The organism is Micromonospora sp. NPDC048947 (genome assembly GCF_040649495.1).
GTDB classification, from domain to species: domain Bacteria; phylum Actinomycetota; class Actinomycetes; order Mycobacteriales; family Micromonosporaceae; genus Micromonospora; species Micromonospora alfalfae.
This window is the reverse complement of record NZ_JBEZFO010000015.1, coordinates 127,752-151,407: the sequence shown is the minus strand read 5'-3', so window position 1 is coordinate 151,407 and position 23,656 is coordinate 127,752. Positions and strand designations below refer to the sequence as shown.

19 protein-coding genes and 1 pseudogene are annotated in these 23,656 nt (G+C 70.1%); 2 read left to right on the top strand and 18 right to left on the bottom strand.

What is annotated here, in order from left to right; all coding sequences use genetic code 11:
- Nucleotides 1-60: 60 nt before the first annotated feature.
- The gene (locus AB0B98_RS22000; protein WP_238668766.1) at nt 61-759 is read right to left on the bottom strand and encodes a zf-HC2 domain-containing protein; all 699 of its coding nucleotides are present in this window, start codon (nt 757-759) and stop codon (nt 61-63) included.
- Nucleotides 756-1,250 carry a sigma-70 family RNA polymerase sigma factor gene (locus AB0B98_RS21995; RefSeq protein WP_357364922.1) on the bottom strand — a complete coding sequence of 165 codons (495 nt, stop codon included), beginning with the start codon at nt 1,248-1,250 and terminating at the stop codon, nt 756-758. The genes AB0B98_RS22000 and AB0B98_RS21995 overlap by 4 nt, the downstream gene beginning before the upstream one ends.
- Before the next feature lie 249 nt (nt 1,251-1,499).
- Between AB0B98_RS21995 and AB0B98_RS21990 the strand changes: the two genes are divergently transcribed.
- On the top strand, nt 1,500-3,626 hold the full coding sequence (locus AB0B98_RS21990; protein ID WP_357364869.1) for a PhoX family phosphatase: 2,127 nt from the start codon (nt 1,500-1,502) through the stop codon (nt 3,624-3,626).
- Nucleotides 3,627-3,728: 102 nt separating this feature from the next.
- Here AB0B98_RS21990 and AB0B98_RS21985 read toward each other — a convergent pair whose 3' ends face one another.
- On the bottom strand, nt 3,729-4,511 hold the full coding sequence (locus AB0B98_RS21985; protein ID WP_357364867.1) for an IclR family transcriptional regulator C-terminal domain-containing protein: 783 nt from the start codon (nt 4,509-4,511) through the stop codon (nt 3,729-3,731).
- Between the two features lie 154 nt (nt 4,512-4,665).
- Here AB0B98_RS21985 and AB0B98_RS21980 point away from each other — a divergent pair, with 154 nt between their 5' ends.
- On the top strand, nt 4,666-5,898 hold the full coding sequence (locus tag AB0B98_RS21980; protein WP_357364866.1) for an MFS transporter: 1,233 nt from the start codon (nt 4,666-4,668) through the stop codon (nt 5,896-5,898).
- Here the strand turns inward: AB0B98_RS21980 and AB0B98_RS21975 are convergent.
- From AB0B98_RS21975 to AB0B98_RS21905, 15 genes and pseudogenes are all read right to left on the bottom strand, one after another.
- Nucleotides 5,874-6,959 (bottom strand): polyprenyl synthetase family protein, encoded by a 1,086-nt coding sequence (locus AB0B98_RS21975; protein WP_238668759.1) that lies wholly within the window; start codon nt 6,957-6,959, stop codon nt 5,874-5,876. The genes AB0B98_RS21980 and AB0B98_RS21975 overlap by 25 nt on opposite strands.
- A 90-nt stretch (nt 6,960-7,049) precedes the next feature.
- Entirely contained in the window at nt 7,050-8,603 is a 1,554-nt protein-coding gene (gene nuoN / locus AB0B98_RS21970) for an NADH-quinone oxidoreductase subunit NuoN (protein ID WP_357364864.1), read from the bottom strand.
- A 52-nt stretch (nt 8,604-8,655) separates the two neighbouring features.
- Nucleotides 8,656-10,191 (bottom strand): NADH-quinone oxidoreductase subunit M, encoded by a 1,536-nt coding sequence (locus AB0B98_RS21965; RefSeq protein WP_357364862.1) that lies wholly within the window; start codon nt 10,189-10,191, stop codon nt 8,656-8,658.
- Nucleotides 10,192-10,255: 64 nt separating this feature from the next.
- Nucleotides 10,256-12,181, bottom strand: a complete 1,926-nt coding sequence (gene nuoL, locus AB0B98_RS21960) for an NADH-quinone oxidoreductase subunit L (protein ID WP_357364860.1) — start codon at nt 12,179-12,181, stop codon at nt 10,256-10,258.
- Between the two features lie 12 nt (nt 12,182-12,193).
- Entirely contained in the window at nt 12,194-12,511 is a 318-nt protein-coding gene (gene nuoK / locus AB0B98_RS21955) for an NADH-quinone oxidoreductase subunit NuoK (protein WP_088951135.1), read from the bottom strand.
- The gene (locus AB0B98_RS21950; protein WP_357364858.1) at nt 12,511-13,281 is read right to left on the bottom strand and encodes an NADH-quinone oxidoreductase subunit J; all 771 of its coding nucleotides are present in this window, start codon (nt 13,279-13,281) and stop codon (nt 12,511-12,513) included. Before AB0B98_RS21950 ends, nuoK begins: the two co-directional genes overlap by 1 nt.
- Nucleotides 13,278-13,919 carry an NADH-quinone oxidoreductase subunit NuoI gene (nuoI, locus tag AB0B98_RS21945; protein ID WP_357364856.1) on the bottom strand — a complete coding sequence of 214 codons (642 nt, stop codon included), beginning with the start codon at nt 13,917-13,919 and terminating at the stop codon, nt 13,278-13,280. Before nuoI ends, AB0B98_RS21950 begins: the two co-directional genes overlap by 4 nt.
- 1 nt (nt 13,920) lies before the next feature.
- Nucleotides 13,921-15,270 carry an NADH-quinone oxidoreductase subunit NuoH gene (nuoH, locus tag AB0B98_RS21940; RefSeq protein WP_238668750.1) on the bottom strand — a complete coding sequence of 450 codons (1,350 nt, stop codon included), beginning with the start codon at nt 15,268-15,270 and terminating at the stop codon, nt 13,921-13,923.
- Between the two features lie 61 nt (nt 15,271-15,331).
- Nucleotides 15,332-17,845 carry an NADH-quinone oxidoreductase subunit G gene (locus tag AB0B98_RS21935; protein ID WP_357364853.1) on the bottom strand — a complete coding sequence of 838 codons (2,514 nt, stop codon included), beginning with the start codon at nt 17,843-17,845 and terminating at the stop codon, nt 15,332-15,334.
- Nucleotides 17,846-17,900: 55 nt separating this feature from the next.
- The gene (gene nuoF, locus AB0B98_RS21930; protein WP_238668747.1) at nt 17,901-19,217 is read right to left on the bottom strand and encodes an NADH-quinone oxidoreductase subunit NuoF; all 1,317 of its coding nucleotides are present in this window, start codon (nt 19,215-19,217) and stop codon (nt 17,901-17,903) included.
- A 431-nt stretch (nt 19,218-19,648) separates the two neighbouring features.
- A pseudogene (gene nuoE, locus AB0B98_RS21925) lies at nt 19,649-20,413 on the bottom strand (NADH-quinone oxidoreductase subunit NuoE); the annotation flags it as partial.
- Nucleotides 20,414-20,465: 52 nt separating this feature from the next.
- Entirely contained in the window at nt 20,466-21,791 is a 1,326-nt protein-coding gene (locus AB0B98_RS21920; protein WP_238668744.1) for an NADH-quinone oxidoreductase subunit D, read from the bottom strand.
- 55 nt (nt 21,792-21,846) lie between these two features.
- Nucleotides 21,847-22,584: an NADH-quinone oxidoreductase subunit C gene (locus AB0B98_RS21915; RefSeq protein WP_112620361.1), complete on the bottom strand. Its 738-nt coding sequence runs from the start codon at nt 22,582-22,584 to the stop codon at nt 21,847-21,849.
- Nucleotides 22,581-23,258, bottom strand: a complete 678-nt coding sequence (locus AB0B98_RS21910) for an NADH-quinone oxidoreductase subunit B (RefSeq protein WP_238668742.1) — start codon at nt 23,256-23,258, stop codon at nt 22,581-22,583. The genes AB0B98_RS21915 and AB0B98_RS21910 overlap by 4 nt, the downstream gene beginning before the upstream one ends.
- A gap of 14 nt (nt 23,259-23,272) precedes the next feature.
- Nucleotides 23,273-23,638 carry an NADH-quinone oxidoreductase subunit A gene (locus AB0B98_RS21905; RefSeq protein ID WP_007454588.1) on the bottom strand — a complete coding sequence of 122 codons (366 nt, stop codon included), beginning with the start codon at nt 23,636-23,638 and terminating at the stop codon, nt 23,273-23,275.
- Between the last annotated feature and the right edge of the window lie 18 nt (nt 23,639-23,656).

The following is a 23,656-nucleotide window of genomic DNA, read 5'->3' as shown; positions in this document are numbered from 1 at the left end:
GCCCCTTTTGCCAAGGCAGAAAGTGCAAGATCGCGGAGGACCGGGTGGGGTGCACCGGGGTTAGGGGACGGCGTAGGTCAGTAGGGGCGTGCCGTCGGCCTTTTGCAGCTCCACGCTGACCAGTTCGGCGTCGGTGAACCTCGTCGCGCCGGTGAAGCTGAGGTCGTCGCCGGGTGCCGCCAGCCAGGAGCCGATCTGCTCGGTGGCGCCGTTCGGACCGCGCGCCACCAGCCGGAACGGGTAGGCCTTGCCGTAGCTCGCCCGCGCGTCGTACCCGCACCGCATTTTCACCTCGGTGCCCCACTTGGTGCCGGTCAGCCCGAGGTCGGCGTGCACCGGCCCGGCGGCGGCCACCGGTCGCATGGCCACCATCGACACCTGCGGGGCCGGGTTGCCGGGCGGGCCCACCGGTCGAGGCAGCGCCACGGCGGTGCCCACACCGACCAGCAGCGCCAGTCCGGCGGCGGCCAGTGTGGTCAGTGCGTACCGTCGTCGGTCCGCGGCGCGTTCCCGACGACGGCGCTGGCGGGCCTCGTCGAGCAACGCGGGCACCCGGGGCGGGGCCGGCGGCGGCAGGATCTGCTCCAACCCCGCCGGGTCGAGGCGCCCGAGCAGGCCGGGCAGGACGGCGATCTCGGCGACCGCCTCCCGACACGAGGCGCAACCGCCGAGGTGCCGCTCGTAGGCCGCCCGCTCGGCGGGGGCCAGGGCGCCCAGCACGTACGCGCCGTCGTCGTACGCGAACTCGCACCGGGTCATCCCGTCACCCCCATCTCGGCCAGGACCAACCGTAGAGACCGCAGCGCGTAGTGGGTGCGGGATTTCACGGTCCCTGGCGGTACGCCCAGGCGGGACGCCGCTTCGGCAACCGACCGCCCCTGGTAGAAACACTCGACCAGCACCTCCCGGTGGGTCGGGCTGAGCCGGTTCAGGGCCTCGGCGACGGTCCACGCCTCCACCGCCCGTTCGGCCTCGTCGATCGCGTCGGGCGGTTCGGGCAGGTCGTCGGTGAACACCTCGCCGACCCGGGTGGATCGCCGCCGCCAGGCGTCAATGGCAAGGTTGCGGGCGGTGGTGAACAGCCAGGACCGCACCGATCCGCGATTCGGGTCGAGTGACTCCGGATGTCGCCAGGCCCGCAGGAGCGTCTCCTGCACCAGGTCCTCGGCCCGCTGCCGGTCCCCGTTGACCAGCCGCAGGGCGTGGGCGTACAGCGCCTCCGCGTGCTCGTCGTGCAGCGCGCGCAGCAGTTGGGCGTCGTGGTCGCTGATGGCGGTCTCCCTCGCTTCCGGCGCGCGTCCGGCGGTGCGTCCGCTCGGGAATACGTGCTGTCACGCCGATCGGTTCAGCCCGAGGTCAGACCGGTTGCGTGTCGGTTGCCATCGACGAAGGTGTTCACGCCTGGTTCACATCGCGGCCGACGAGCGCTCACCGCGTCCTCCTAGCGTCCGGCTGGTACGCCGCCTGTCGTGCCACCGACTTCTCTGGAGGCCTCCCCCATGAGCGACCGCCCCCGGCTGCTCCCCCTGTTGAACGGCACCCGCCATGGCACCCGTGATGCCATGACCTGCCTGTACCGGTGCGGAAACGCGTGTGACCACCCGGTACCGAACACCTCCGACAACGCGTACTTCGGTGACGTGGTGAAGGCCGAGGTGTCGCGGCGTGGCGTGGTCCGGGCCGGCGCGGTCGGCGCGCTGGTGCTCGGTTTCGGCGGCGCGGCAGCCGGCGCGCTCGCCGGGGCGGCCCCGGCCATGGCCACCCCGACCGCCCCGGACGTCCCGGAGAACTTCGGGTTCGGTCGTCCCGGCACCGGGGTCGGCAGCGGCGCGCTGACCTTCAAGCCGATCCCACCGAACAAGCTGGACACCCTGGTCGTGCCGAACGGCTACGACCACGCCGTGGTGATCAAGTGGGGCGACCCGGTGCTGCCGGGCGCGCCGGAGTTCAACCTGCACCACCAGACCGCCGCCGCGCAGTCCAGGCAGTTCGGTTACAACAACGACTTCGTGGGCGTGCTGCCGCTGGACAAGCAGGGCAAGCGGGCGCTGCTCGTGGTCAACCACGAGTACACGAACGAGGACCTGATGTTCCCGGGCTTCCCCGGCCTGGACGGGCTCTCGGTGGAGCAGCTGCGCACCGCCATGGCCGCGCACGGCATGTCGGTGGTGGAGCTTGAGCGGGTCGCGGGCACCGGGCAGTGGAAGCCGGTCGGCAAGGGCCCGCGGCCGTACAACCGGCGGGTCACCGCCCTGAGCACCAAGTTCGACCTGACCGGCCCGGCCGCCGGCTCGGCCTGGCTGAAGACCGCCGCCGACCCCAGGGGCCGCACCGTCGTCGGCACTCTGAACAACTGCGCCGGTGGCGTGACCCCGTGGGGCACTGTGCTCTCCGGCGAGGAGAACTTCAACCAGTACTTCGTCGGCGCAGACGCCGCCCCGGCCGAGCTGAAGCCGAAGCTGGACCGTTACGGCATCAGCACCGCAAGCCGCTACCCCAGCGGCAGCCGCAGGTGGGAGCGCGCGGACGAGCGCTTCGACCTGGCGAAGCACCCCAACGAGGCGCACCGGTTCGGCTGGGTCGTCGAGATCGACCCGTTCGACCCGGAGAGCCGCCCTCGCAAGCACACCGCGATGGGCCGGTTCAAGCACGAGGGCGCCAACGTGATCGTCGCGAAGGACGGCCACGTGGTCGCGTACATGGGCGACGACGAGCGGTTCGACTACCTCTACAAGTTCGTCTCGGACAAGAAGTTCATGGCTGGCAACTCCTGGGCTGCCCGGAAGCACAACCTCACCCTGCTGGAGTCCGGCACGCTCTACGTGGCGAAGCTCGACCAGAGCAGCGCCGCCGAGATCGACGGCACCGGCAAGCTCCCCACCGACGGCGCGTTCAACGGTCGGGGTCGCTGGATCAGGCTGGTCAGCGGCAACCGGTCGTTCGTCGACGGGATGACCGCCGCTGACGTGCTCACCTTCACCCGGCTCGCCGGTGACAAGGTCGGCGCGACCAAGATGGACCGCCCCGAGGACGTCGAGCCGAGCCTGCTCACCGGCAAGGTGTACGTGGCGCTGACCAACAACACCAACCGGGGCGTCGGCAGCAACCCGAAGGCCGACGAGGCCAACCCCCGCACCGCCAACAAGCACGGGCAGATCCTGGAGCTGGTCGAGGACCGCAACGACAACACCTCGGAGACCTTCGCCTGGTCGCTGCCGATCGTCTGCGGCGACCCGACCGACCCGTCGACCTTCTTCGCCGGGTACGACAAGACCAAGGTCTCCCCGATCTCCTGCCCGGACAACGTCGCCTTCGACGCCACCGGCAACCTCTGGATCTCCACCGACGGCAATGCGCTGGGCAGCAACGACGGCCTGTTCGCCACCGCCGTGGAGGGTCCGGAGCGGGGTCACCTCAAGCAGTTCCTCACAGTGCCGCTCGGCGCGGAGACCTGCGGCCCGTTCATCACCGAAGACAACCGCTCGGTCTTCGTCGCCGTGCAGCACCCGGGCGAGATCACCGGGGCCTCGGTGGAGAACCCGGCCTCGAACTGGCCGGACGGTGACTACGCCAAGCCGGGCGTGGTGGTCACCTGGCGCCTCGACGGCGGCCCGGTGGGCAGCTGACACAGCACCCGCGGCGAATCGGCCGCTGACGTTGCTCCGGCGGTCCGGCGCTCGACCGCCCCGAGAGGCCCTCTCCCAGCCCGGGAGAGGGCCTCTCGGCGGTCAGTTGTCGGTGGCGATGCCGTCGGCCACGCCGCGGGCCACTGTGAGCAGCTTGGCGCGTACCACCCGGGCGGAGGTCATCATCTCGCTGGCCGGCAACGCGCAGGCCAGCACGACGCGGCGTTCCATGTCCTTGTCCGGTGCGACGAGCACCGCGGCGCAGGCCACCCCCTGGCGGAACTGCCCCATCTCCAGTTGCATGCCGCGCCGGTCGCCGGCCGCCAGGTCGGCCTCGAAACTCTCGGTGGTGGTCAGCGTGGCGGAGGTGAACGGGCGCATGCCGTACTCGCGCAGGTAGCGGTAGCGCTGGTCGGACGTCAGGGTGGCGAGCAACGACTTGCCGAGCGCTGTGGCGTGCGCCCCCTCGTCGAAGCCGGGGACCAGATCCTCCAGGTAGGGCGAGCGGTGCCCCTCGGCGACAGCGGTGAGGGCCACCTGACCGCCGACGAACCGGCCGAGGTAGTGGCTGTAGCCGGTGTCCACGGCGGCCCGCCGCAGCGTCTCACCGACCGCCGGCGGGCCTCGGAACGCCGTCACCAGCTCCCGGTACCGGTCGGCCACCTCCAACCCCACTATGTACGTGCCGTCCTCGCGACGGATCACGTAGCCCTCGTAGGCGAGGGTGCGGACCAGGTGGTAGGTGGTGGCCACGGTCAGCTCGCAGCGCCGGGCGATCTGCTTGACGGTCAGGCCCTTCGGGGCGCGACCGACCGACTCCAGCACCCGTAGCGCTCGGGACACGCTGCGAATCAGGTCCGAAGGTTCTGCCAAGGGGTCGCGCACAACCACCTCCGCCGCCGGGGACTTACACCATATGAAAAACAGGCCCGGTGCGAAATGCCTGTTCGGGTCGAGGATGCCAGATCACCATCCACAGCTTGTGCCCCGCCGGTCACCAGGAGTGCTGTGAGCGGGGCTCGCGTAGGTTTGCCGAACGATGACCGACACCTCCAACACCCCCGATCCGGCCGTTGACCAACCCCGCCCGGTCCGGGCCAGCGCCGGCGCAGTCGTCACCACGGTGGCCTGCGTACTCCCCGTCTTCCTGCTCGGCGGTCTCGCCGTGCAGATGGGCACTGACCTCGGCTTCTCGCCGGCCGGCCTGGGCCTGGCCGTCTCCGTCTACTTCGGGGTCAGCGCGCTGGCCTCGGTGCCCTCCGGGCGGCTGGTCGAGCGGTACGGTCCGGCTCTGGTGGCCCGCTGCGGCATCCTGCTGGCCGCCGGATCGATGCTCGCCGTGGCCGCCATCGCCCGGTCGTACCCGGTGCTGGTGGGCCTGCTGGCGCTCAGCGCCGCCGCGAACGCGCTCGGCCAGTTGGCCAGCAACGCCGCGCTGGCCCAGCACGTTCCGGCCCGGCGGCAGGGACTGTCGTTCGGTGTCAAGCAGGCCGCCATCCCGGTCTCCACCCTGCTGGCCGGGGTTGCGGTGCCCACCATCGCGCTCACCGCCGGGTGGCGCTGGGCGTTCGTGGCCGCCGCCGTGGCCGCGCTGACGACGCTGGCCGCCGTACCCCGGCAGTTGCCCGGTCCCGCTCGGCGGGCCGGAGCCGGGCGCGCCGGGCGGGCGACGGCGGCGCTGGTGGTGGTCGGTGCGGCGGCGACGTTGGCCTCGGGCGCGGCCAACTCGTTGGGCACCTTCCTGGTGGACTCCGCAGCGGCCCGGGGTCTGTCGCCGGGTCTCGCCGGCCTCACCCTGACCCTGGGCAGCGCGGTCTGCGTGGCGGCGCGAGTGGGCGTCGGCTGGTTGGCCGACCGCCGCGACACCGGCCACGTCGCAGTCATCGCCGCGATGCTGCTCGTCGGCGCGGTCGGGTTGGGCCTGCTCGCGTTGACCGGCCCGGTGCCGTTGGTGGTCGGCGTGGTGCTCGGCTTCGGTCTGGGCTGGGCCTGGCCCGGGCTGATGAACTTCGCGGTGGTCCGGCTCCACCCGCAGTCACCGGCCGCCGCCACGTCGATCACGCAGACCGGGGTCTACGCGGGCGGCTGTCTCGGCCCGCTGAGCCTGGGCCCACTCGCCGCGCACCTCGGCTACCCGGCGATGTGGGCCATCGCGGCCGTGGCGATGCTGCTCGCCGCCGCCCTCATGCTCGTCGGCAGCCGACTGTTGACCCGCGCCGCCGCCGCCGCAGCGGGCCGGGGCGTGGATCAGCTGGTGCGGTCGGCGATGTAGTCGCAGAGCGACTCAAGTGCGCTGCGGGACGGGCCGTGCGGCAGCGGGGCGAGCTGCGCGCGGGCCTCCTCGGCGTAGCTGCGCACCGTCTCCCGGGCCCGCTTGAGCGCCGGGCTCTCCCGCAGCAGCCCCAACGCCTCGGCGTGCAGCACGTCGTCGGTCAGCGGGCCGGTCGCCAGGATCTCCCGCAACCGCACCGACGACGCGTCGGAGTCGTCCGCCTCGCGGGCGTAGAGCACCGGCAGGGTTGGGACACCCTCGCGCAGGTCGGTGCCGGGGGTCTTGCCCGACTGCACCGACTCGGAGGCGATGTCCAGCAGGTCGTCGGAGAGCTGGAAGGCGACACCGATCGTCTCGCCGTACCCGGCGAGGGCCTCCACGTACTCCGGGGCGGCGCCACCGAACATGCCGCCGAACCGGGCGGACGTGGCGATCAGCGAGCCGGTCTTCTCGGCGATCACGTGCAGGTAGTGGGCCACCGGGTCGTCGTCGGCGCGCGGCCCGACCGTCTCCGCGATCTGGCCGTGCACCAGCCGGGCGAAGGTGCGCGCCTGCAACCGGACCGCCTCGGTGCCCAGGTCGGCGGCGATGTCCGCCGCGCGGGCGAAGAGGTAGTCGCCGACCAGGATGGCGACCGAGTTGGTCCACCGGGAGTTCGCGCTCGGGGCGCCCCGACGGACGGCGGCCTCGTCCATCACGTCGTCGTGGTAGAGGGTCGCGAGGTGAGTGAGCTCCATCACCACTGCGGCCGGGACCACCTGCGCACCGGTCGGGTCACCGAACTGGGCGCCGAGCGCCACCAGCAACGGCCGGAACCGCTTACCGCCGGCCTCGACGAGGTGCCGGGCGGCCTCGGTGACGAACGGGTCGGCACTGGACACGCTGGCCCGCAACTCGACCTCGACCGTGTCCAGAAGCCCCAGCACTGACGCCTCGACACGGGGATCGGCGAGATGGAGGCCAAGCGCGCCGAACTGACTCGTGCTCGCCCGACCCCGCCGACCGCCGGAGCCGGAGGCACCTGAACGCTCGCCCGCCGGTTTCACCACGCTATCAACCATGCCACACCCGTTCGACCTGCTCCGGCCCGGGGATACGCACCGGGGGCCGGCACGTGAACACGCGCCGACCCCCGGTGATCTATCCTTCGGTCATCGAACAAATTCGGCGGCTCCGGCAGCCAGATCGAGCAGCGGCGCCGGTGCGACACCCAACACCAGGGTCGCCAGCACACCGATCATCAGCGCGGCGGAGGTGAGCCCACCGGGCACCGTGACGGTCGGGGTCGACTCGCCCGGCTCGGAGAGCCACATCATCACCACGACTCGCAGGTACGGGAACGCGAGGATCATGCTGGTCAGCACACCTGCGATCACCAGCCATGCCTGGCCACCCTCCAGCGCCGGCCCGAAGATGGCGAACTTGCTGGTGAAGCCGCTGGTCAGCGGAATACCGGCGAATGCGAGCAGAATGAACGTGAACAGCGCGGCGAAGAACGGCGACCGACGGCCCAGCCCGGCCCAGCGGGACAGGTGGGTGGCCTCGCCGTCGTCGTCGCGTACCAACGTCACCACGGCGAACGCGGCGAGCACCGAGAAGCCGTACGCGACCAGGTAGAACATCGTGCCGGCCAGCCCGTCGCGGCTCGGCGCCAACACACCGACCAGCAGGTAGCCGGCGTTGGCGATCGAGGAGTACGCGAGCAGCCGCTTGATGTCGGTCTGGGTGACCGCGAGCACCGCACCCACCAGCATGGTCAGCACCGCCACCGCGCCGAGGACCGGCGTGAAGTCCCAGTTGGCGTCGGCGAACGCGACCTGGAAGACGCGCAGCAGGGCACCGAACGCGGCGACCTTGGTGCAGGCCGCCATGAACCCGGTGACCGGGGTCGGAGCGCCCTGGTAGACGTCCGGGGTCCAGACGTGGAACGGGGCCGCCGCGGCCTTGAAGAGCAGACCGATGGCGAGCAGCGCCATGCCGGCGAAGAGCAGCACCGGGCTGGCCGGCGACTCGCCCACCGCCGCGTGGATGGTGGCGAAGTCGACGCCGGACTGGCGGCCCGGGATGCCGGCGGTGAAGCCGTAGATCAAAGCCACACCGAACAGGAAGAACGCTGAGGCGTACGCGCCGAGCAGGAAGTACTTCATCGCCGCCTCCTGGCTCAGCAGACGCCGGCGACGGGCCAGCGCGCAGAGCAGGTAGAGCGGCAGGGAGAAGACCTCGAGTGCGATGAACATGGTCAGCAGGTCGTTCGCCGCCACGAAGATCAGCATGCCGCCGATAGCGAACGTGGTCAGCGGGTAGACCTCGGTGAGGCCGTTGCGCCCCTCGGCCTGCCGCCGGTCGTCGGCCGACTCCGCGGTCACCGCGGCCTGGGCGACGAACGCCCCGCCCCGCTCGACCGAGCGGTCACCGATCAGCAGCAGCGCCATCGCGGCCAGCACCAGGATCGCGCCCTGGAGGAAGAGCGTCGGCCCGTCGATCGCGAGCGCCTGGCCCGCGGTGATGATCCGCTCATCGGCGCTGAGGACCACCATGGTCAGTGCCGCGAGCACCGCGAGCAGCGCCAGCGTCAACTGCACCACGTGCCGCCAGCGACGAGGCACCAGGGCCTCGACCAGCACGCCGAGCAACGCCGTGCCCAGCATGATCAGGATCGGAGAGATCGCCGCGTAGTCGATCGACGGCAGCTTCAACTCGGTCACGGTGCCGACCTTTCGTTCGCGACTGCGGGGCTCGCAAGCTCACTCCTCGCGCTCACCGAGCCGCCTCCTGGACGGTGCCGCCCACGGACGGTGCCGGGTCGGTTCTGCCGATGTCGTCCATTGTCGCCTGGACGGCGGGGTTGATCACGTCAGTGACCGGCTTGGGGAAGAAGCCGAGCAGCACGATCAGCGCGATCAGCGGGGCGACGACCACCTTCTCGCGCAGGTTGAGGTCGCGGCGCATGCCGTCGACCTCGGTCAGCGCCGGGTTGAGGGTGCCCTGGGTGGTGCGCTGCACCATCCACAGCACGTACGCGGCGGCCAGGATGATGCCGAGCGTGGCGATGACCGCTACCGGCTTGTTCACGGTGAAGGTGCCGATCAGCACCAGGAACTCGGAGATGAACGGCGCCGTGCCGGGCAGCGCGAGCGAGGCGAGACCGGCGAAGAAGAGCACCCCGGCGAGCAACGGGACCAGCTTGCCGGCACCACCGAAGTCGCTGATCAGCGACGAGCCCCGCCGGGAGATCAGCATGCCCACCACCAGGAAGAGCAGGCCGGTGGCCAGCCCGTGGTTGAGCATGTAGAGCACCGCGCCGGTGCCGGCCTGGGTGGTGAACGCGAAGATGCCCACGCCGATGAAGCCGAAGTGCGCGATCGAGGTGTACGACACCAGCCGCTTGAGGTCGTTCTGGCCGACCGCCAGCAGCGCGGCGTAGACGATGCCGATCACGCCCAGGGCCAGCGCCCACGGCGCGAACCACTTCGACGCCTCGGGGAACAGCGGCAGGCAGTAGCGCAGGATGCCGAACGTGCCGACCTTGTCCAGCACGCCGACCAGCAGCGCCGCCGCGCCCGCCGGGGCAGCGCCACCGGCGTCGGGCAACCAGGTGTGGAACGGGAAGAACGGCGCCTTGATGGCGAACGCGAGGAAGAAGCCGAGGAACAGCCACCGCTCGGTGCCGGTGCTGATGTCGACCTGCGACAGCGCCTGCCAGTCGAAGGTCTTTCCGCCGACCACCCACAGGCCGATCACCGCGGCCAGCATGAACAGACCGCCGACGAGCGAGTAGAGGAAGAACTTCACCGCCGCGTACTGCCGCTGGTGGCCGCCGTAGCTGCCGATGAGGAAGTACATCGGCACCAGCATGACCTCGAAGAACACGTAGAACAGGAACACGTCGGCGGCCGCGAAGACGCCGATCATCGTGCACTCGAGGACCAGCAGCAGCGCGAAGTAGACGGGCACCGACCGCTTCGACGACTCGGCGTCGTGCCAGGACGCCAGGATCACCAGCGGCACCAGCACCGCGATCAGCATCAGCATCACCAGCGCGATGCCGTCGGCCGCGAAGGTGAAGCTGACCCCCCAGTTCGGAATCCACGAGTACGACTCGCGGAACTGGAACCGGTCACCACCGGCGTTGAAGCTGACCCACATCACCACCGAGAGCACCAGCACGAGCAGCGACCAGGCGAACGCCACCTGCTTGGCCAGCTCCGGGCGGTGGCGCGGCAGGAAGGCCACCACCAGGGCGCCCACCAGCGGCGCCACGGTGAGCACCGAGAGGAACGGGAAGTTGGACATTATGCGGCCTTACCTCCGTCGTGGATGCGTGGTCCGCCGGCGGGGGCGGGCGTATTGAGGTCGATCACGCCAACCACCCCGCCTGCACCGCCAGGAACGCCGCCATCACCAGCAGCGCGCCGGCCAGGATCGAGGTGGCGTACGAGCGGACAAAGCCGGTCTGCATCCGGCGGAGGCGGCCCGAGCCCCCGCCGACCGCGGCGGCGAGCCCGTTGACGAGCCCGTCGATGCCCCGGTTGTCGAGGTACACCAGCGCCCGGGTGAGGAAGATGCCCGGCTTCTCGAAGACCGCCTCGTTGACCGTGTCGGTGTAGAGGTTGCGCCGGGCGGCGGTGACCAGCACCCCGGCCGGCTGCGGCACGGTGGCCGTGCCGGCCCGGAAGAGGAACCAGGCGAGCCCGGCACCGAGCACTGTCACCAGCAGCGACAGGATGGTGATCACGGTGTGCGAGAGGACCGCCGCGTGCTCCGCGTGCTCGCCGCCAAGCCCGGCGGTCTCCGTCAGCCAGTCCGGAACGGACGTGGCGAGCAGGAAGCCGGCGCCGACCGACCCGACGGCCAGCAGGATCAGCGGGATGGTCATCAGCTTCGGCGACTCGTGCGGGTGCTCGATGTCCTCGGTCCACCGCTGCGGCCCGTGGAACGTGAGCACGAACAGCCGCGTCATGTAGAACGCGGTGAGCCCGGCGCCGAGCAGTGCCGCACCGCCGAAGAGCCAGGCGGTCCAGTCCTCCCGCTCGAAGGCGGCCACGATGATCGGCTCCTTCGAGAAGAAGCCGGAGAAGGGGAACATGCCGATGATGGCCAGCCAGCCCATCATGAAGGTCAACCAGGTGATCTTCATGTACTTGGACAGTCCACCGAAGCGGCGGATGTCGACCTGGTCCTTCATTCCGTGCATGACCGAGCCGGCGCCGAGGAACATGTTGGCCTTGAAGAAGCCGTGCGCCAGCAGGTGCACGATGGCCAGCGCGTAGGCCGCGCCGCCGAGGCCGACACCGAGGAACATGTAGCCGATCTGGCTCACCGTCGACCAGGCCAGCACCCGCTTGATGTCGTCCTTGGCCGCGCCGATGATGCAGCCGATCAGCAGGGTGAGCGCACCGACGCTGACCACCACGAGTTGCAGCGTCGAGTTGGCCGAGAAGATCGGGTTGGACCGGGCGATCAGGTAGACGCCAGCGGTGACCATCGTGGCGGCGTGGATGAGCGCCGACACCGGGGTCGGGCCCTCCATCGCGTCCGGCAACCATGCCTGGAGCGGGAACTGACCGGACTTGCCGGCCGCACCGAGCAGCAGCAACAGGCCGAGGACCAGCACCGTGGTGCCGGTCAGCGCGCCGACACCGTTGAACACCTCGTCGTACTGGGTGGTGCCCAGTGCGGCGAACATGATGAAGATCCCGATGGCCAGGCCGGCGTCGCCGACCCGGTTCATCAGAAACGCCTTCTTACCGGCGGTGGCCGCGCTCGGCCGGTCGGTCCAGAAGGAGATCAGCAGGTACGACGCCAGACCGACGCCCTCCCAGCCGAAGTACAGCATCACGTAGTTGTTGCCGAGCACCAGCAGCAGCATCGCCGCGACGAACAGGTTGAAGTACGCGAAGAACCGACGACGGCCCGCGTCGTGCGACATGTACTCCACCGCGTACAGGTGGATCAGGAAACCCACCCCGGTGATCAGCAGGACGAAGACCGCGGCCAGCGGGTCGAAGAGCAGGCCGAAGTCGACGCGCAGATCACCGACAGCGATGAAGTCCCAGAGGCTCAGCTCGACCGACTTGTTCTCCAGGCCACGCAGCTGGAAGAAGAAGCTCAGGCCGAGCACGAACGCGGCGCCGATGGCGGCGACGCCCAACCAGTGCCCCCAGCGGTCGGCCCGGCGGCCGAGCAGCAGCAGGATGGCCGCGCTGACCAGCGGGATCGCCACCAGCAGCCAGACGCCCCCGAGTAGCCCCGTGGCCTGGGCGTATTCCACAGTCTCTTCCACCGGTGGACCCCTCTAGTACTTGAGCAGGTTGGCGTCGTCGACACTCGCCGAGCGTCGCGTCCGGAAGATGGACATGATGATCGCGAGCCCGACCACGACCTCGGCCGCCGCCACCACCATCACGAAGAACGCCATGATCTGGCCGTTGAGGTCACCGTTGATCCGGCTGAAGGTGACCAGCGTCAGGTTGGCCGCGTTGAGCATCAGCTCCACGCACATGAACAGCACTATCGCGTTGCGCCGGATCAGCACCCCGGCGGCGCCGATGGTGAACAGCACCGCGGCGAGCACGAGGTAGTAGGTCGGCTCGACCGAGAAGAACGTTCCCATTACTTGTCCGTCCCCTTCAGCGAGGTCTCCTCGGCGGTCAGCTCGCGCTGCGGAAGGATCGCCGGGGTGCTGCGGTCGGTCAGGCGGCCGTCGGGCAGCCGGGCCGGGGTGGCCACCGAGGAGGAGGTCGCGAAGACGCCGGGCCCCGGCTTCGGGCCGGGGTAGTTGCCCGGGGCGAAGCGCGCCTTCATCGTCGACACCTGGTCGACCTTGTCCTGCTTACGCCGCTCGACGTGGGCCAGCACCATGGCACCGACCGCCGCGGTGATCAGCAGTGCCGAGGTCAGCTCGAACGCGAAGACGTACTTGGTGAACAGCAGCCGGGCGATGCCCTGCACGTTCCCCTCGGCGTTGACCTGCTCCAGACCGGCCGTGTTGGCCCGGTCCAGCGCCTGGTAGAGGCCGGTGCCGACCAGGCCGGCGAAGCCCAGGCCGAGCACGATCGCGGCGACGCGCTGGCCGCGCAGCGTCTCGATCAGCGAGTCCGTGGAGTCCCGACCGACCAGCATCAGCACGAAGAGGAACAGCATCATGATCGCGCCGGTGTAGACGATGATCTGCACCATGCCGATGAACGGACCGGCCTGGAGCACGTAGAACACGCCCAGGCAGAGCATGGTCAGCACCAGCCACAGCGCCGAGTGCACCGCGTTGCGCGCGGCCACCATCCCGATCCCGCCGATCAGCGCGAGCGGGGCGAGGATCCAGAAGGTGACCGCCTCGCCGGTGGAGACCGAACCCGCCGCGGCGAGCACCGTAGACGTGGTCATGCTCCCTCTCCCTTGCCGGCCGCCACGCGCTGGGCGGCCTGCTCGGCGCCCGGGAACGTCACGCCGGGGTGCTCCTCGACCTGGTAGCGGCCGGGGCCCATCGGGGACGTCTCCGCACCGGCTGAGGTGCCCGGGTTGTCCAGCGCGCCGACGTAGTAGTCCTTCTCGCTGTCACCCAGCCGCATCGGGTGCGGAGGCTGCTCCATGCCCTCCAGCAACGGCGCGAGCAACTGCTCCTTGGTGAAGATCAGGTCCTGCCGGTTGTCCCGCGCCAGCTCGTACTCGTTGCTCATGGTGAGCGACCGGGTCGGGCAGGCCTCGATGCACAACCCGCAGAAGATGCAGCGGGCGTAGTTGATCTGGTAGGTGCTGGCGTACCGCTCACCCGGCGAGAAGCGCTGCTCGTCGGTGTTGTCGCCACCCTCGACGTAGATCGCGTCCGCCGGGCAGGCCCAGGCGCACAGCTCGCAGCCGATGCACTTCTCCAGGCCGTCCGGGTGCCGGTTGAGGATGTGCCGCCCGTGGTAGCGCGGCGCCGACACCGGCGGCTTGAACGGGTAGTCGGTCGTGACGACCTTCCTGAACATGTGCGAGAAGGTGACACCGAATCCCTTGAACGTTCCGGTGATCGCGCCCACGTCACACCTCCCTGGAGTCCGAGCCGGCAACGATGTTGGCCGGCTCCCGCTCGGCGACCACGCGCGTGATGCGCGGGCTCGGTGGTACCTGAAGATCCATCGGTGGCAGCGGGAAGCTCCCGTGCGGCCGGTTGTCGACCTGTTCCTGCGTCGTCGGCTTCGGCTTCGGGCGCCGGCTGGGCCAGAAGATCGTGGCGATCAGCAGGATGCCGGCCGGGATGCCGACGGCGATCACCTTGCCGCGGGTGTCCCAGTCCTCGATGGAGCGCAGGCCCGACAGGACAAGGATCCAGACCAGGTTGATCGGCAGCAGCACCTTCCAGCCGAGCCGCATGAACTGGTCGTACCGCAGCCGGGGCAGCGTGCCACGCAACCACACGAAGACGAAGACCAGCGCGATCACCTTGCCGAAGAACCAGAGCATCGGCCACCAACCGGAGTTGGCGCCCTCCCAGATGGTGATCGGCCAAGGTGCTCGCCATCCGCCCAGGAACAGCGTGGTGGTGACCGCGGACATGGTCACCATCGCGACGTACTCGCTGAGCATGAAGAGCGCGAACTTCAGCGAGCTGTACTCGGTCATGAAGCCGGCGACCAGCTCGGACTCGGCCTCGGGCAGGTCGAACGGCGCCCGGTTGGTCTCACCCACCGTGGCGATGAAGAAGATGATGAAGCTCGGCAGCAGCAGGATCGCGTACCAGCCCGGCGCCGGGATGGTCTGGCCGAAGACGGTCAGCTGGGTGCCGTCGCCCTGAGCGGCGACGATTCCGCTGGTGCTCATCGTGCCGGCGGTCATGAAGACCGCGACGATGCTGAGCCCCATGGCGACCTCGTAGGAGATCATCTGGGCGCTCGACCGAAGACCACCCAGCAGCGGGTACGTCGAGCCGGAGGCCCAGCCACCCAGCACGATGCCGTAAACACCCATCGAGGAGCAGGCGAGCAGCAGCAGCACCGCCACCGGCACATCGGTGACCTGCAACGGCGTGTGGTGACCGAAGATGCTCACCATCGGGCCGAACGGCACCACCGACAGGGCGGTGACCGCGCAGATCACCGAGATGGTCGGGGCGAAGAAGTAGACGACCTTGTCGGCCGCCTTCGGGAGGATGTCCTCCTTGAAGGCCATCTTCAGGCCGTCGGCGAGGGTCTGCAGCAGGCCGAACGGGCCGACCTGGTTGGGGCCGGGCCGCACCTGCATGTAACCCACCACGCGCCGCTCGAACCAGACGCCGAGCAGGGTGGCCAGCAGACCGAAGGCGAACGCGAAGACAATCTTGCCGAGAACCAACCACCACGGATCCCGGCCAAAGTCGGCCAGCGTCGGATCCTGGGCGAGGAGGGGACTCACAGTGCCCACCTTTCGTTCGCGACTGCGGGGCTCACTCGCTGCGCTCGTTCACTCCTCGCGCTCACTGGTTACCCCCGGAGTTGAGGAGCGGACCCGGGAGACCGGTCTCGTCGGCCGCCACGCGTCCGGCCGGGATGGCCGTACTCGGTGCGGGGACGGAGATCCGGACGACCGCGCCGGACGTCGCCCCGAGGTTGCGCCGCACGGTCGAGCCGGGTGAGTTGGTCGGCAGCCAGACCACGCCGTCCGGCATCTCGGTGAGTTCCGCCGGCAGGGTCAGCGCCCCGCGGTCGGTGCCGACAGTGACCGCGTCACCGTCGACCACACCGAGCGCCTCGGCGGTGCCCTTACCCAGCCGGACCACCGGCGGACGGGCGGTCCCGGCGAGGTTCTCGTCGCCCTCGGTCAGGGTGCCGAGGTCCACCAGCTGGTGCCAGGTGGCCAGCACGGCCTCCCCGGCGTTCGGCTGCGGCACCCGGCCCGGTGCGACAGACGGCGCGGACGGGCGGGACATCCGCGTCGCCGGCAGCGTGCCCAGCTCACGACGCACGCTCAGCACGTCGGCCGTGCCGAGGCGCACGTCGAGCAGGGCGGCCAGCGCGTCGAGCACCCGGCCGTCGGTCATCGCCGCGGTGTTCAGCACCGCCTCGAACGGGCGCAGCCGGCCCTCCCAGTCCAGGAAGCTTCCGGCCTTCTCGGCCACCGGGGCGACCGGCAGGACCACGTTCGCCCGCCGGGTCACCGCGCTGGCGCGCAGTTCGAGGCTGACCAGGAACGGCACCGCGTCCAGGGCGGACTCGGCCAGGCGCGGGTCGGCCAGGTCGGCCGGGTCGACACCGCCGACGACCAGCGCGCCGAGCTGCCCGTTGGCGGCCGCGGTCAGGATGCCGTCGGTGTCCCGACCGGCCTGGCTCGGGATCACCCCGGCCGGGATGTCCCACGCCTCACCCAGCTCGGCCCTGGCGGCCGGCTCGGTCACCAGGCGTCCACCGGGGAGCAGGTTGGGCAGGCAGCCGGCGTCCACCGCGCCGCGGTCACCCGCGCGCCGCGGCACCCAGGCCAGCTTCGCGCCGGTACGCCGGGCCACGTCGGCAGCGGCGGAGAGCCCACCCGGCACGGAGGCCAACCGCTCGCCGACGATCAGGATCGCGCCCGGTGCGCTCAGCGCTTCGCTGACGGTGGCGTGCTCGGCGAGCACGCTGGCCTCCTCGCCCGGCACCACCCGGGCCAGCTTGGCACCGAGCTTCTCCAGGCCGCGGGTGGCGAAGGGCGCCAGCGCGTACACCGTAAGGGTCTTCTTCAGGTACGCCTTGCGCAGCCGCAGGAAGAGGATCGGGCACTCCTCCTCGGGCTCCAGGCCCACCAGCACCACAGCCGGCGCGTTCTCCACGTCGGTGTAGGTGACGTCGGTGACCCCGGCGACCGAGCTGGCCAGGAAGTCGGCCTCCTCGCGGGAGACCGGCCGGGCCCGGAAGTCGATGTCGTTGGTGTTCAACGCGACCCGGGCGAACTTGGCGTAGGCGTACGCGTCCTCGACTGTCAGCCGACCGCCGGTGAGCACGGCAGTGCCCTGCCCGCTCTCCCGAGCGATGTGCAGCCCCTCGGCGGCGACGGTGAGCGCCTCGCTCCAGGACGCCTCGCGCAGCTCACCGGTGTGCTCGTCGCGGACCAGCGGAGTGGTCAGCCGGTCGGCGGCCCGGGTGTACTGGAAGCCCCAGCGACCCTTGTCGCAGTTCCACTCCTCGTTGACCTGCGGCTCGTCGCCGGCCAGCCGGCGCAGCACCTTGCCGCGCCGCCAGTCGGTGCGCTGCCCGCAGCCCGCCGAGCAGTGCTCGCAGACGCTCGGGCTGGAGACCAGGTCGAACGGGCGGGCGCGGAAGCGGTACTGGGCACCGGTCAGCGCACCCACCGGGCAGATCTGCACGGTGTTGCCGGAGAAGTAGGAGTTGAACGGAACGTCGCCGCTGTCCTCCCCGGACTCTGCGCCGTACGCGTCGTCCCGGTAGATGTTGATCTCCTCGGCGGACGACCGGCCCATCAGGTCGATGAACTTGTCGCCGGCGATCTCCTCGGAGAACCGGGTGCACCGCTGGCAGAGCACGCAACGCTCGCGGTCCAGCAGCACCTGGCTGCTGATCGCCATCGGCTTCTCGTACTCCCGCTTGTGCTCGTGGAAGCGCGAGTCGGTGCGGCCGGTGGACATCGCCTGGTTCTGGAGCGGGCACTCGCCGCCCTTGTCACACATCGGGCAGTCCAGCGGGTGGTTGAGCAGCAGCAGCTCCATCACCCCCTCCTGCGCCTTCTTGGCGACCGGGGAGGTGATCTGGGTACGCACGACCATGCCGTCGGCGACGGTCTGGGTGCAGGAGGCGACCGGCTTGCGCTGCCCCTCCACCTCGACCAGGCACTGCCGGCACGCGCCAGCCGGGGCCAGCAGCGGGTGGTCGCAGAACCGGGGGATCTCGGTGCCCATCTGCTCGGCGACCCGGATCAGCAGCGTCCCCTTGGGGGCGGTGACCTCGACGCCGTCGATGGTGAGGGTGACGGTCTCGGTCTGCTTGGCTACGTCGGTCATCAGAGTCGCCTTCCATTCGCGACTGCGGGACTCGCAAGCTCGTTCCTCGCGCTCATCAGTGCGCCCCTACCAGGGTCTTCTCCGACAGCTTCGGTGCGGTCCGACCCTCGATGTAGTCGAGGTAGTCCTGCTTGAAGTACTGCAGCGAGGAGGTCACCGAGCTGGTCGCGCCGTCACCCAGGCCGCAGAACGAGCGGCCGAGGATGTTGTCGCAGGTGTCCAGCAGGGTGTCCAGGTCTTCGTGGGTGCCCTGACCGGCGAGGATCCGCCGGTAGACCCGGACCATCCAGTAGTTGCCCTCACGGCACGGGGTGCACTTGCCGCACGACTCGTGGTGGTAGAACTCCAGCCACCGGTACGTCGCGTAGACCGGGCAGTCCTGGTCGGAGAAGATCTGGGTGGCAGTGGTGCCCAGGATCGAGCCGGCCGCCGCCACCCCCTCGAAGTCCAGTGGCACGTCCAGGTGCTCGGCGGCGAGCAGCGGGGTGGACGAGCCGCCCGGGGTCCAGAACCGCAGGTTGTGGCCGGGCTGCATGCCACCGGCCAGCTCCAGCAGCTCGCGCAGCGTGACACCCATCGAGCACTCGTACTGGCCCGGGTTGACGACCCGGCCGGAGAGCGAGTAGATCATCGGCCCGGAGGACTTCTCGGTGCCCATGCTCTTCCACCAGTCGGCCCCACCGAGCACGATCGGCGGCACGCTGGCGATGGTGCCGACGTTGTTCACCACAGTCGGGCTCGCGTACAGGCCGTGGGTGGCCGGGAACGGCGGGCGCAGCCGGGGCTGACCCCGGAACCCCTCCAGCGAGTCAAGCAGCGCCGTCTCCTCGCCGCAGATGTACGCCCCGGCGCCGGAGTGCACCACCAGCTCCAGGTCGTAGCCGCTGCGCAGGATGTTCCGGCCCAGGTAACCCTTGTCGTACGCCTCCTGGACCGCGTTGCGCAGCCGACGCGCGGCGTGCACCGCCTCGCCCCGGATGTAGATGTAGGCGCGGGCGGCCCGGATCGCGTACGACGCGATGATGACGCCCTCGACCAGCGCGTGCGGGTCGTGGGTCATCAGCGGCAGGTCCTTGCAGGTGCCCGGCTCGCCCTCGTCGGCGTTGACCACCAGGTAGTGCGGCTTGCCGTCGCCCTGGGGAATGAAGCCCCACTTGAGGCCGGTGGGGAAGCCGGCGCCGCCTCGGCCCCGCAGCCCGGAATCCTTGATCAGCTGGATCAGGTCGTCCGGGTGGGCCTTGAGTGCCTTGCGCAGCGCGGCGTAGCCGTCCAACTGCTCGTACGTGCCGATGCGCCAGGCGTCCGGCGACAGCCAGCGCTTGGTCAGCACCGGCGTCAGCTTGGCCAGCGTCTCCGGGCGGGGAGTGGTCACTTCTGGGCCCCCGTTTCGTTCGCGTCCGCCGGTCCGGCGCCGTCGGCGTCCGTCCCAGCCTTCGCTTCGGTGAGGTTGCGCTCCTGCGCCCCGGCCTCGTCGCCGGCGGGCTTGCCGTCGCCGGCCGGCGGGTTGGCCGCCACGCCGGCGGCCTCGGCCGCCCGTGCGTCGCCAGCCTCGGGCGCGGTGCCGGTGGCGTCCGTCGGGACCTTCGTGCCACTGGCGTCCGGCGCTGCCGTGCCCGCGTCCGGCTGCCGGGTCTCGGCGGTACGCACCTGCGGCGACTTGTCGTCCGGTGCCTTGACGTCCCGCGTGGTGCCGCCGGTGGCGTCTGCCGGCTTCGCCGGCTCAGTGGCCCCTGCCGGCTTCGCCGGCTCGGCGACTGCGGCCGCCCCCGTCGGGGCGGACGCCCCGTCGCTGCCCTTGACCGGGGCCGCGCTGGCCTCGACGGGCGCCGGCTTGGCGGCCTCCGCCTTCGCTTTCGCCTCGGCGGCGGCCTTGTCGGCCTCGGCCTTGCTGCGGATCGGGGTGTTCGGGTCGAAGCCCGGCACCGAGACGCCGTGCTGCTGGGCCAACCGCAGCCCGCGCAGGGTGGGCTCACCCGGCCCGCCGTCGGCGACCGCGCCGTCGCGCTCGTCGGCGAAACCGGCGAGCTGCACCGCCATCTCCTTGAGCGTGCAGAGCCGGGCACCCCGGGTCGGCATCGGCCGACCGCCGGCCCGCAACTCGTCGACCACACCGACAGCGGTGGAGGCGTCCACACCGTCGAAGAAGTCGTAGTTGACGGTCATCACCGGGCCGTAGTCGCAGGCCGCCAGGCACTCGGCGTGCTCCAGCGTGATCGTGCCGTCCGCCGTGGTCTCGTCGTGCCCGACGCCCAGGTGCTCGGCGAGGGTGTCGTAGACCTCCTGGCCACCGAGCACGTTGCACATCGTGTTGGTGCAGACGCTGACCAGGAAGTCACCGGTCGGCTTGCGCTTGTACATCGTGTAGAAGGTGGCCACCGCGCCGACCTGGGCCTTGTTCAGCCCCAGCACCTCGGCGCAGAACGCGACCCCGGCCGGGGAGACGTACCCCTCCTCGGCCTGGACCAGGTGCAGCAGCGGCAGCAACGCCGAGCGGGACCGGTCCGCCGGGTAACGGGCGATGATGTCGCGCGCCCGCTCCCGGGTCTCGTCAGTGAAAGTCGTCGTCATCAGAGCCGCCTTCCGTTCGCGACTGCGAGGCTCGCAAGCTCACTCCTCGCGCTCACCTGTCACACCCACCCATCACCGGGTCCAACGAGGCGCCGCCGGCGATCACGTCGGCGATCAGACCGCCCTCGGCCATCGCCGGGAGGGCCTGCAGGTTGACGAAGCTCGGCTCCCGGTAGTGCACCCGGTAGGGCCGGGTGCCACCGTCGGAGACCGCGTGGACGCCCAGCTCGCCGCGGGGCGCCTCGATGGCGACGTACACCTGGCCGGGCGGGACCCGGAAGCCCTCGGTCACCAGCTTGAAGTGGTGGATCAGCGACTCCATCGACTGACCCATAATCTTCGCGACGTGCTCCAGCGAGTTGCCCATGCCGTCCACGCCGATGGCGAGCTGCGCCGGCCAGGCGATCTTGCGGTCGGCGACCATCACCGGGCCCGGACGAAGCCGGTCCAGTGCCTGCTCGACCAGCTTCATCGACTCCCGGATCTCGGCGAGCCGGACCTGGTAGCGACCCCACACGTCACCGTCGGGGTGGGTCGGCACGTCGAACTCGTACGTCTCGTAGCCGCAGTACGGCATGGTCTTGCGCAGGTCCCAGGCGAGGCCGGCGGAGCGCAGCACCGGGCCGGTGATGCCGAGCGCCACGCAACCGGTGACGTCAAGCACCGCCACGTTCTTCGTCCGCTCGGTCCAGATCGGCTGGCCGGAGAGGAGGTCCTCGTACTCCTTGAGCTTCTTCGGCATCATCTTCAGGAACTCGCGGATCTTGACGATCGCGTCGTCCGGCACGTCCTGTGCCACACCGCCCGGCCGCACGTACGCGTGGTTCATCCGCAGGCCGGTGATGGTCTCGAAGATGTCGAGGATGTACTCCCGCTCGCGGAAGCCGTACAGCATGATCGAGATCGCGCCCAGCTCCATGCCGGTGGTGGCCAGCCAGACCAGGTGCGACGAGATCCGGTTGAGCTCCATCATCAGCACGCGGATGGTGGTGGCCCGCTCGGTAATGTCGTCGGTGATGCCGAGCAGCTTCTCGACAGCGAGGGCGTACGCCGTCTCGTTGAAGATCGGGGCGAGGTAGTCCATCCGGGTCACGAACGTCGAGCCCTGGACCCAGTTGCGGTATTCGAGGTTCTTCTCGATGCCGGTGTGCAGGTAGCCGATGACCGAGCGGGCCTCGCGGACCGTCTCGCCCTCCAGCTCCAGGACCAGCCGCAGCACCCCGTGCGTGGACGGGTGCTGCGGACCCATGTTGACCACGATCCGCTCGTCGTTGATCGGGTCGGTGCCCGAGACGATCGTGTCCCAGTCCCCACCGGTGACGGTGAAGACCCGACCCTCGTCGGTTTCGCGCTCGCTGGCGTAGTTCGACGTCGTCACAGTGCCGGCCCTCCGATCGCGACTGCGGGGCTCCGCTCCGCTGCACTCCTCGCGCTCACTGGTACGACCTCCGCTCGTTCGGCGGCTGGATCTCCGCGCCCTTGTACTCGACGGGGACGCCGCCGAGCGGGTAGTCCTTCCGCTGCGGGTGGCCCTCCCAGTCGTCCGGCATGAGGATCCGGGTCAGGTTGGGGTGGCCGTCGAAGACGATGCCGAACATGTCGTACGCCTCGCGCTCCTGCCAGTCCGCCGTCGGGTAGATGGCGGTCACGCTGGGCAGGTGCGGGGCCTCGACGGAGACCGCGGCCTCCAGCCGGACCCGCCGCCGGTACGTCATCGAGGTGAGCAGGTAGACCACGTGCAACCGGCGCTCGTCGGCGCCCAGGTAGTCCGCACCGGACACCGAGGAGCACAACTCGAACCGCAGCGCCAGGTCGTCCCGCATCACCTGGCACACCTCGGCGATCCGCTCCGGGCGTACGTGCAGGGTCAGCTCACCCCGGTCGACGACAACCTTCTCGATCGCGTCGTTGAAGGCCGGGTACGCCTCCTCCAGCGCGTCGCGGACCTCGTCGAAGTAGCCCCCGTACGGCCGGGACGCCTCCTCGATGGGCTGGCGCTGGCGGACCAGGCCGCCGTAGCCGGACACGTCGCCGGTGCCCTGGTTGCCGAACATTCCGCGACCGGCCGGGCTGGCCGGCGGGAACTCGGCGGGGGCACCACTGGTGGCGCCGGCCGGCACCACCGGCAGCGGTACGCCGCCGTCGTTTGGCTTGTCCGTGGGTGACGTCATTTCGGGCCTACCTGCGGGTGGAGGTGGTTCTGAGCGTTCATCCAGTTCTCGATGCGCAGCTGCTCCTCGCGGCCCTCACGGACCGCCCGGGTCCACTCGGCGCGCCGGGACTTGTCGCTGCGGTACGAGGAGGGCATCGAGCCGTAGGGCACGATCGGAACGTCGCCGCGCTCCTGGCGGGCCGCGAGCATCTTGCGGCCGTTCGGGCCCAGCGGCTCATACATGATCTTCTCGCGGAGCTTGAGGATCGCGTCGATGAGCATCTCCGGCCGGGGCGGGCAGCCGGGCAGGTACATGTCGACAGGCACCACGTGGTCGACGCCCTGCACGATCGCGTAGTTGTTGAACATGCCGCCGCTGCTGGCGCAGACGCCCATCGAGAGCACCCAGCGCGGCTCGGCCATCTGGTCGTAGATCTGGCGCAGCACCGGTGCCATCTTCTGACTCACCCGGCCGGCCACGATCATCAAATCGGCCTGCCGGGGGGACGCCCGGAAGACCTCCATGCCCCAGCGGCCCATGTCGTAGTGCGGACCACCGGCGGCCATCATCTCGATGGCGCAGCAGGCCAGGCCGAAGGTCGCGCCCCACACGGACGACTTCCGAGACCAGTTGACCAGCTTCTCCACCGAGGTGAGCAGGACGCCGGCGGGAAGCTTCTCCTCGATGCCCATCTGACGTTCCTTCCTCAGTCCCAGTCCAGGCCGCCGCGCCGCCACACGTAGGCGTACGCAACGAAGACCGCGACGATGAACAGGACCATCTCCACGAAGCCGAAGATCGGCAGAGCGTCGAACGAGACCGCCCAGGGGTAGAGGAAGATGATCTCGATGTCGAAGACGATGAAGAGCATCGCCGTCAGGTAGAACTTGATCGGGAACCGCCCGCCGCCGACCGGCTGCGGGCTGGGCTCGATGCCGCACTCGTAAGCCTCGAGTTTGGCCTTGTTGTAGCGACGGGGACCGGCGAAGCGGGCGGCGCCAACGGAAAACAGCGAGAACGCCGCGGCGAGGGCGAACAGCCCGATGATCGGTGCGTAAGGCGAGAGCGACATCGTTTTCTCCTGCTCGTC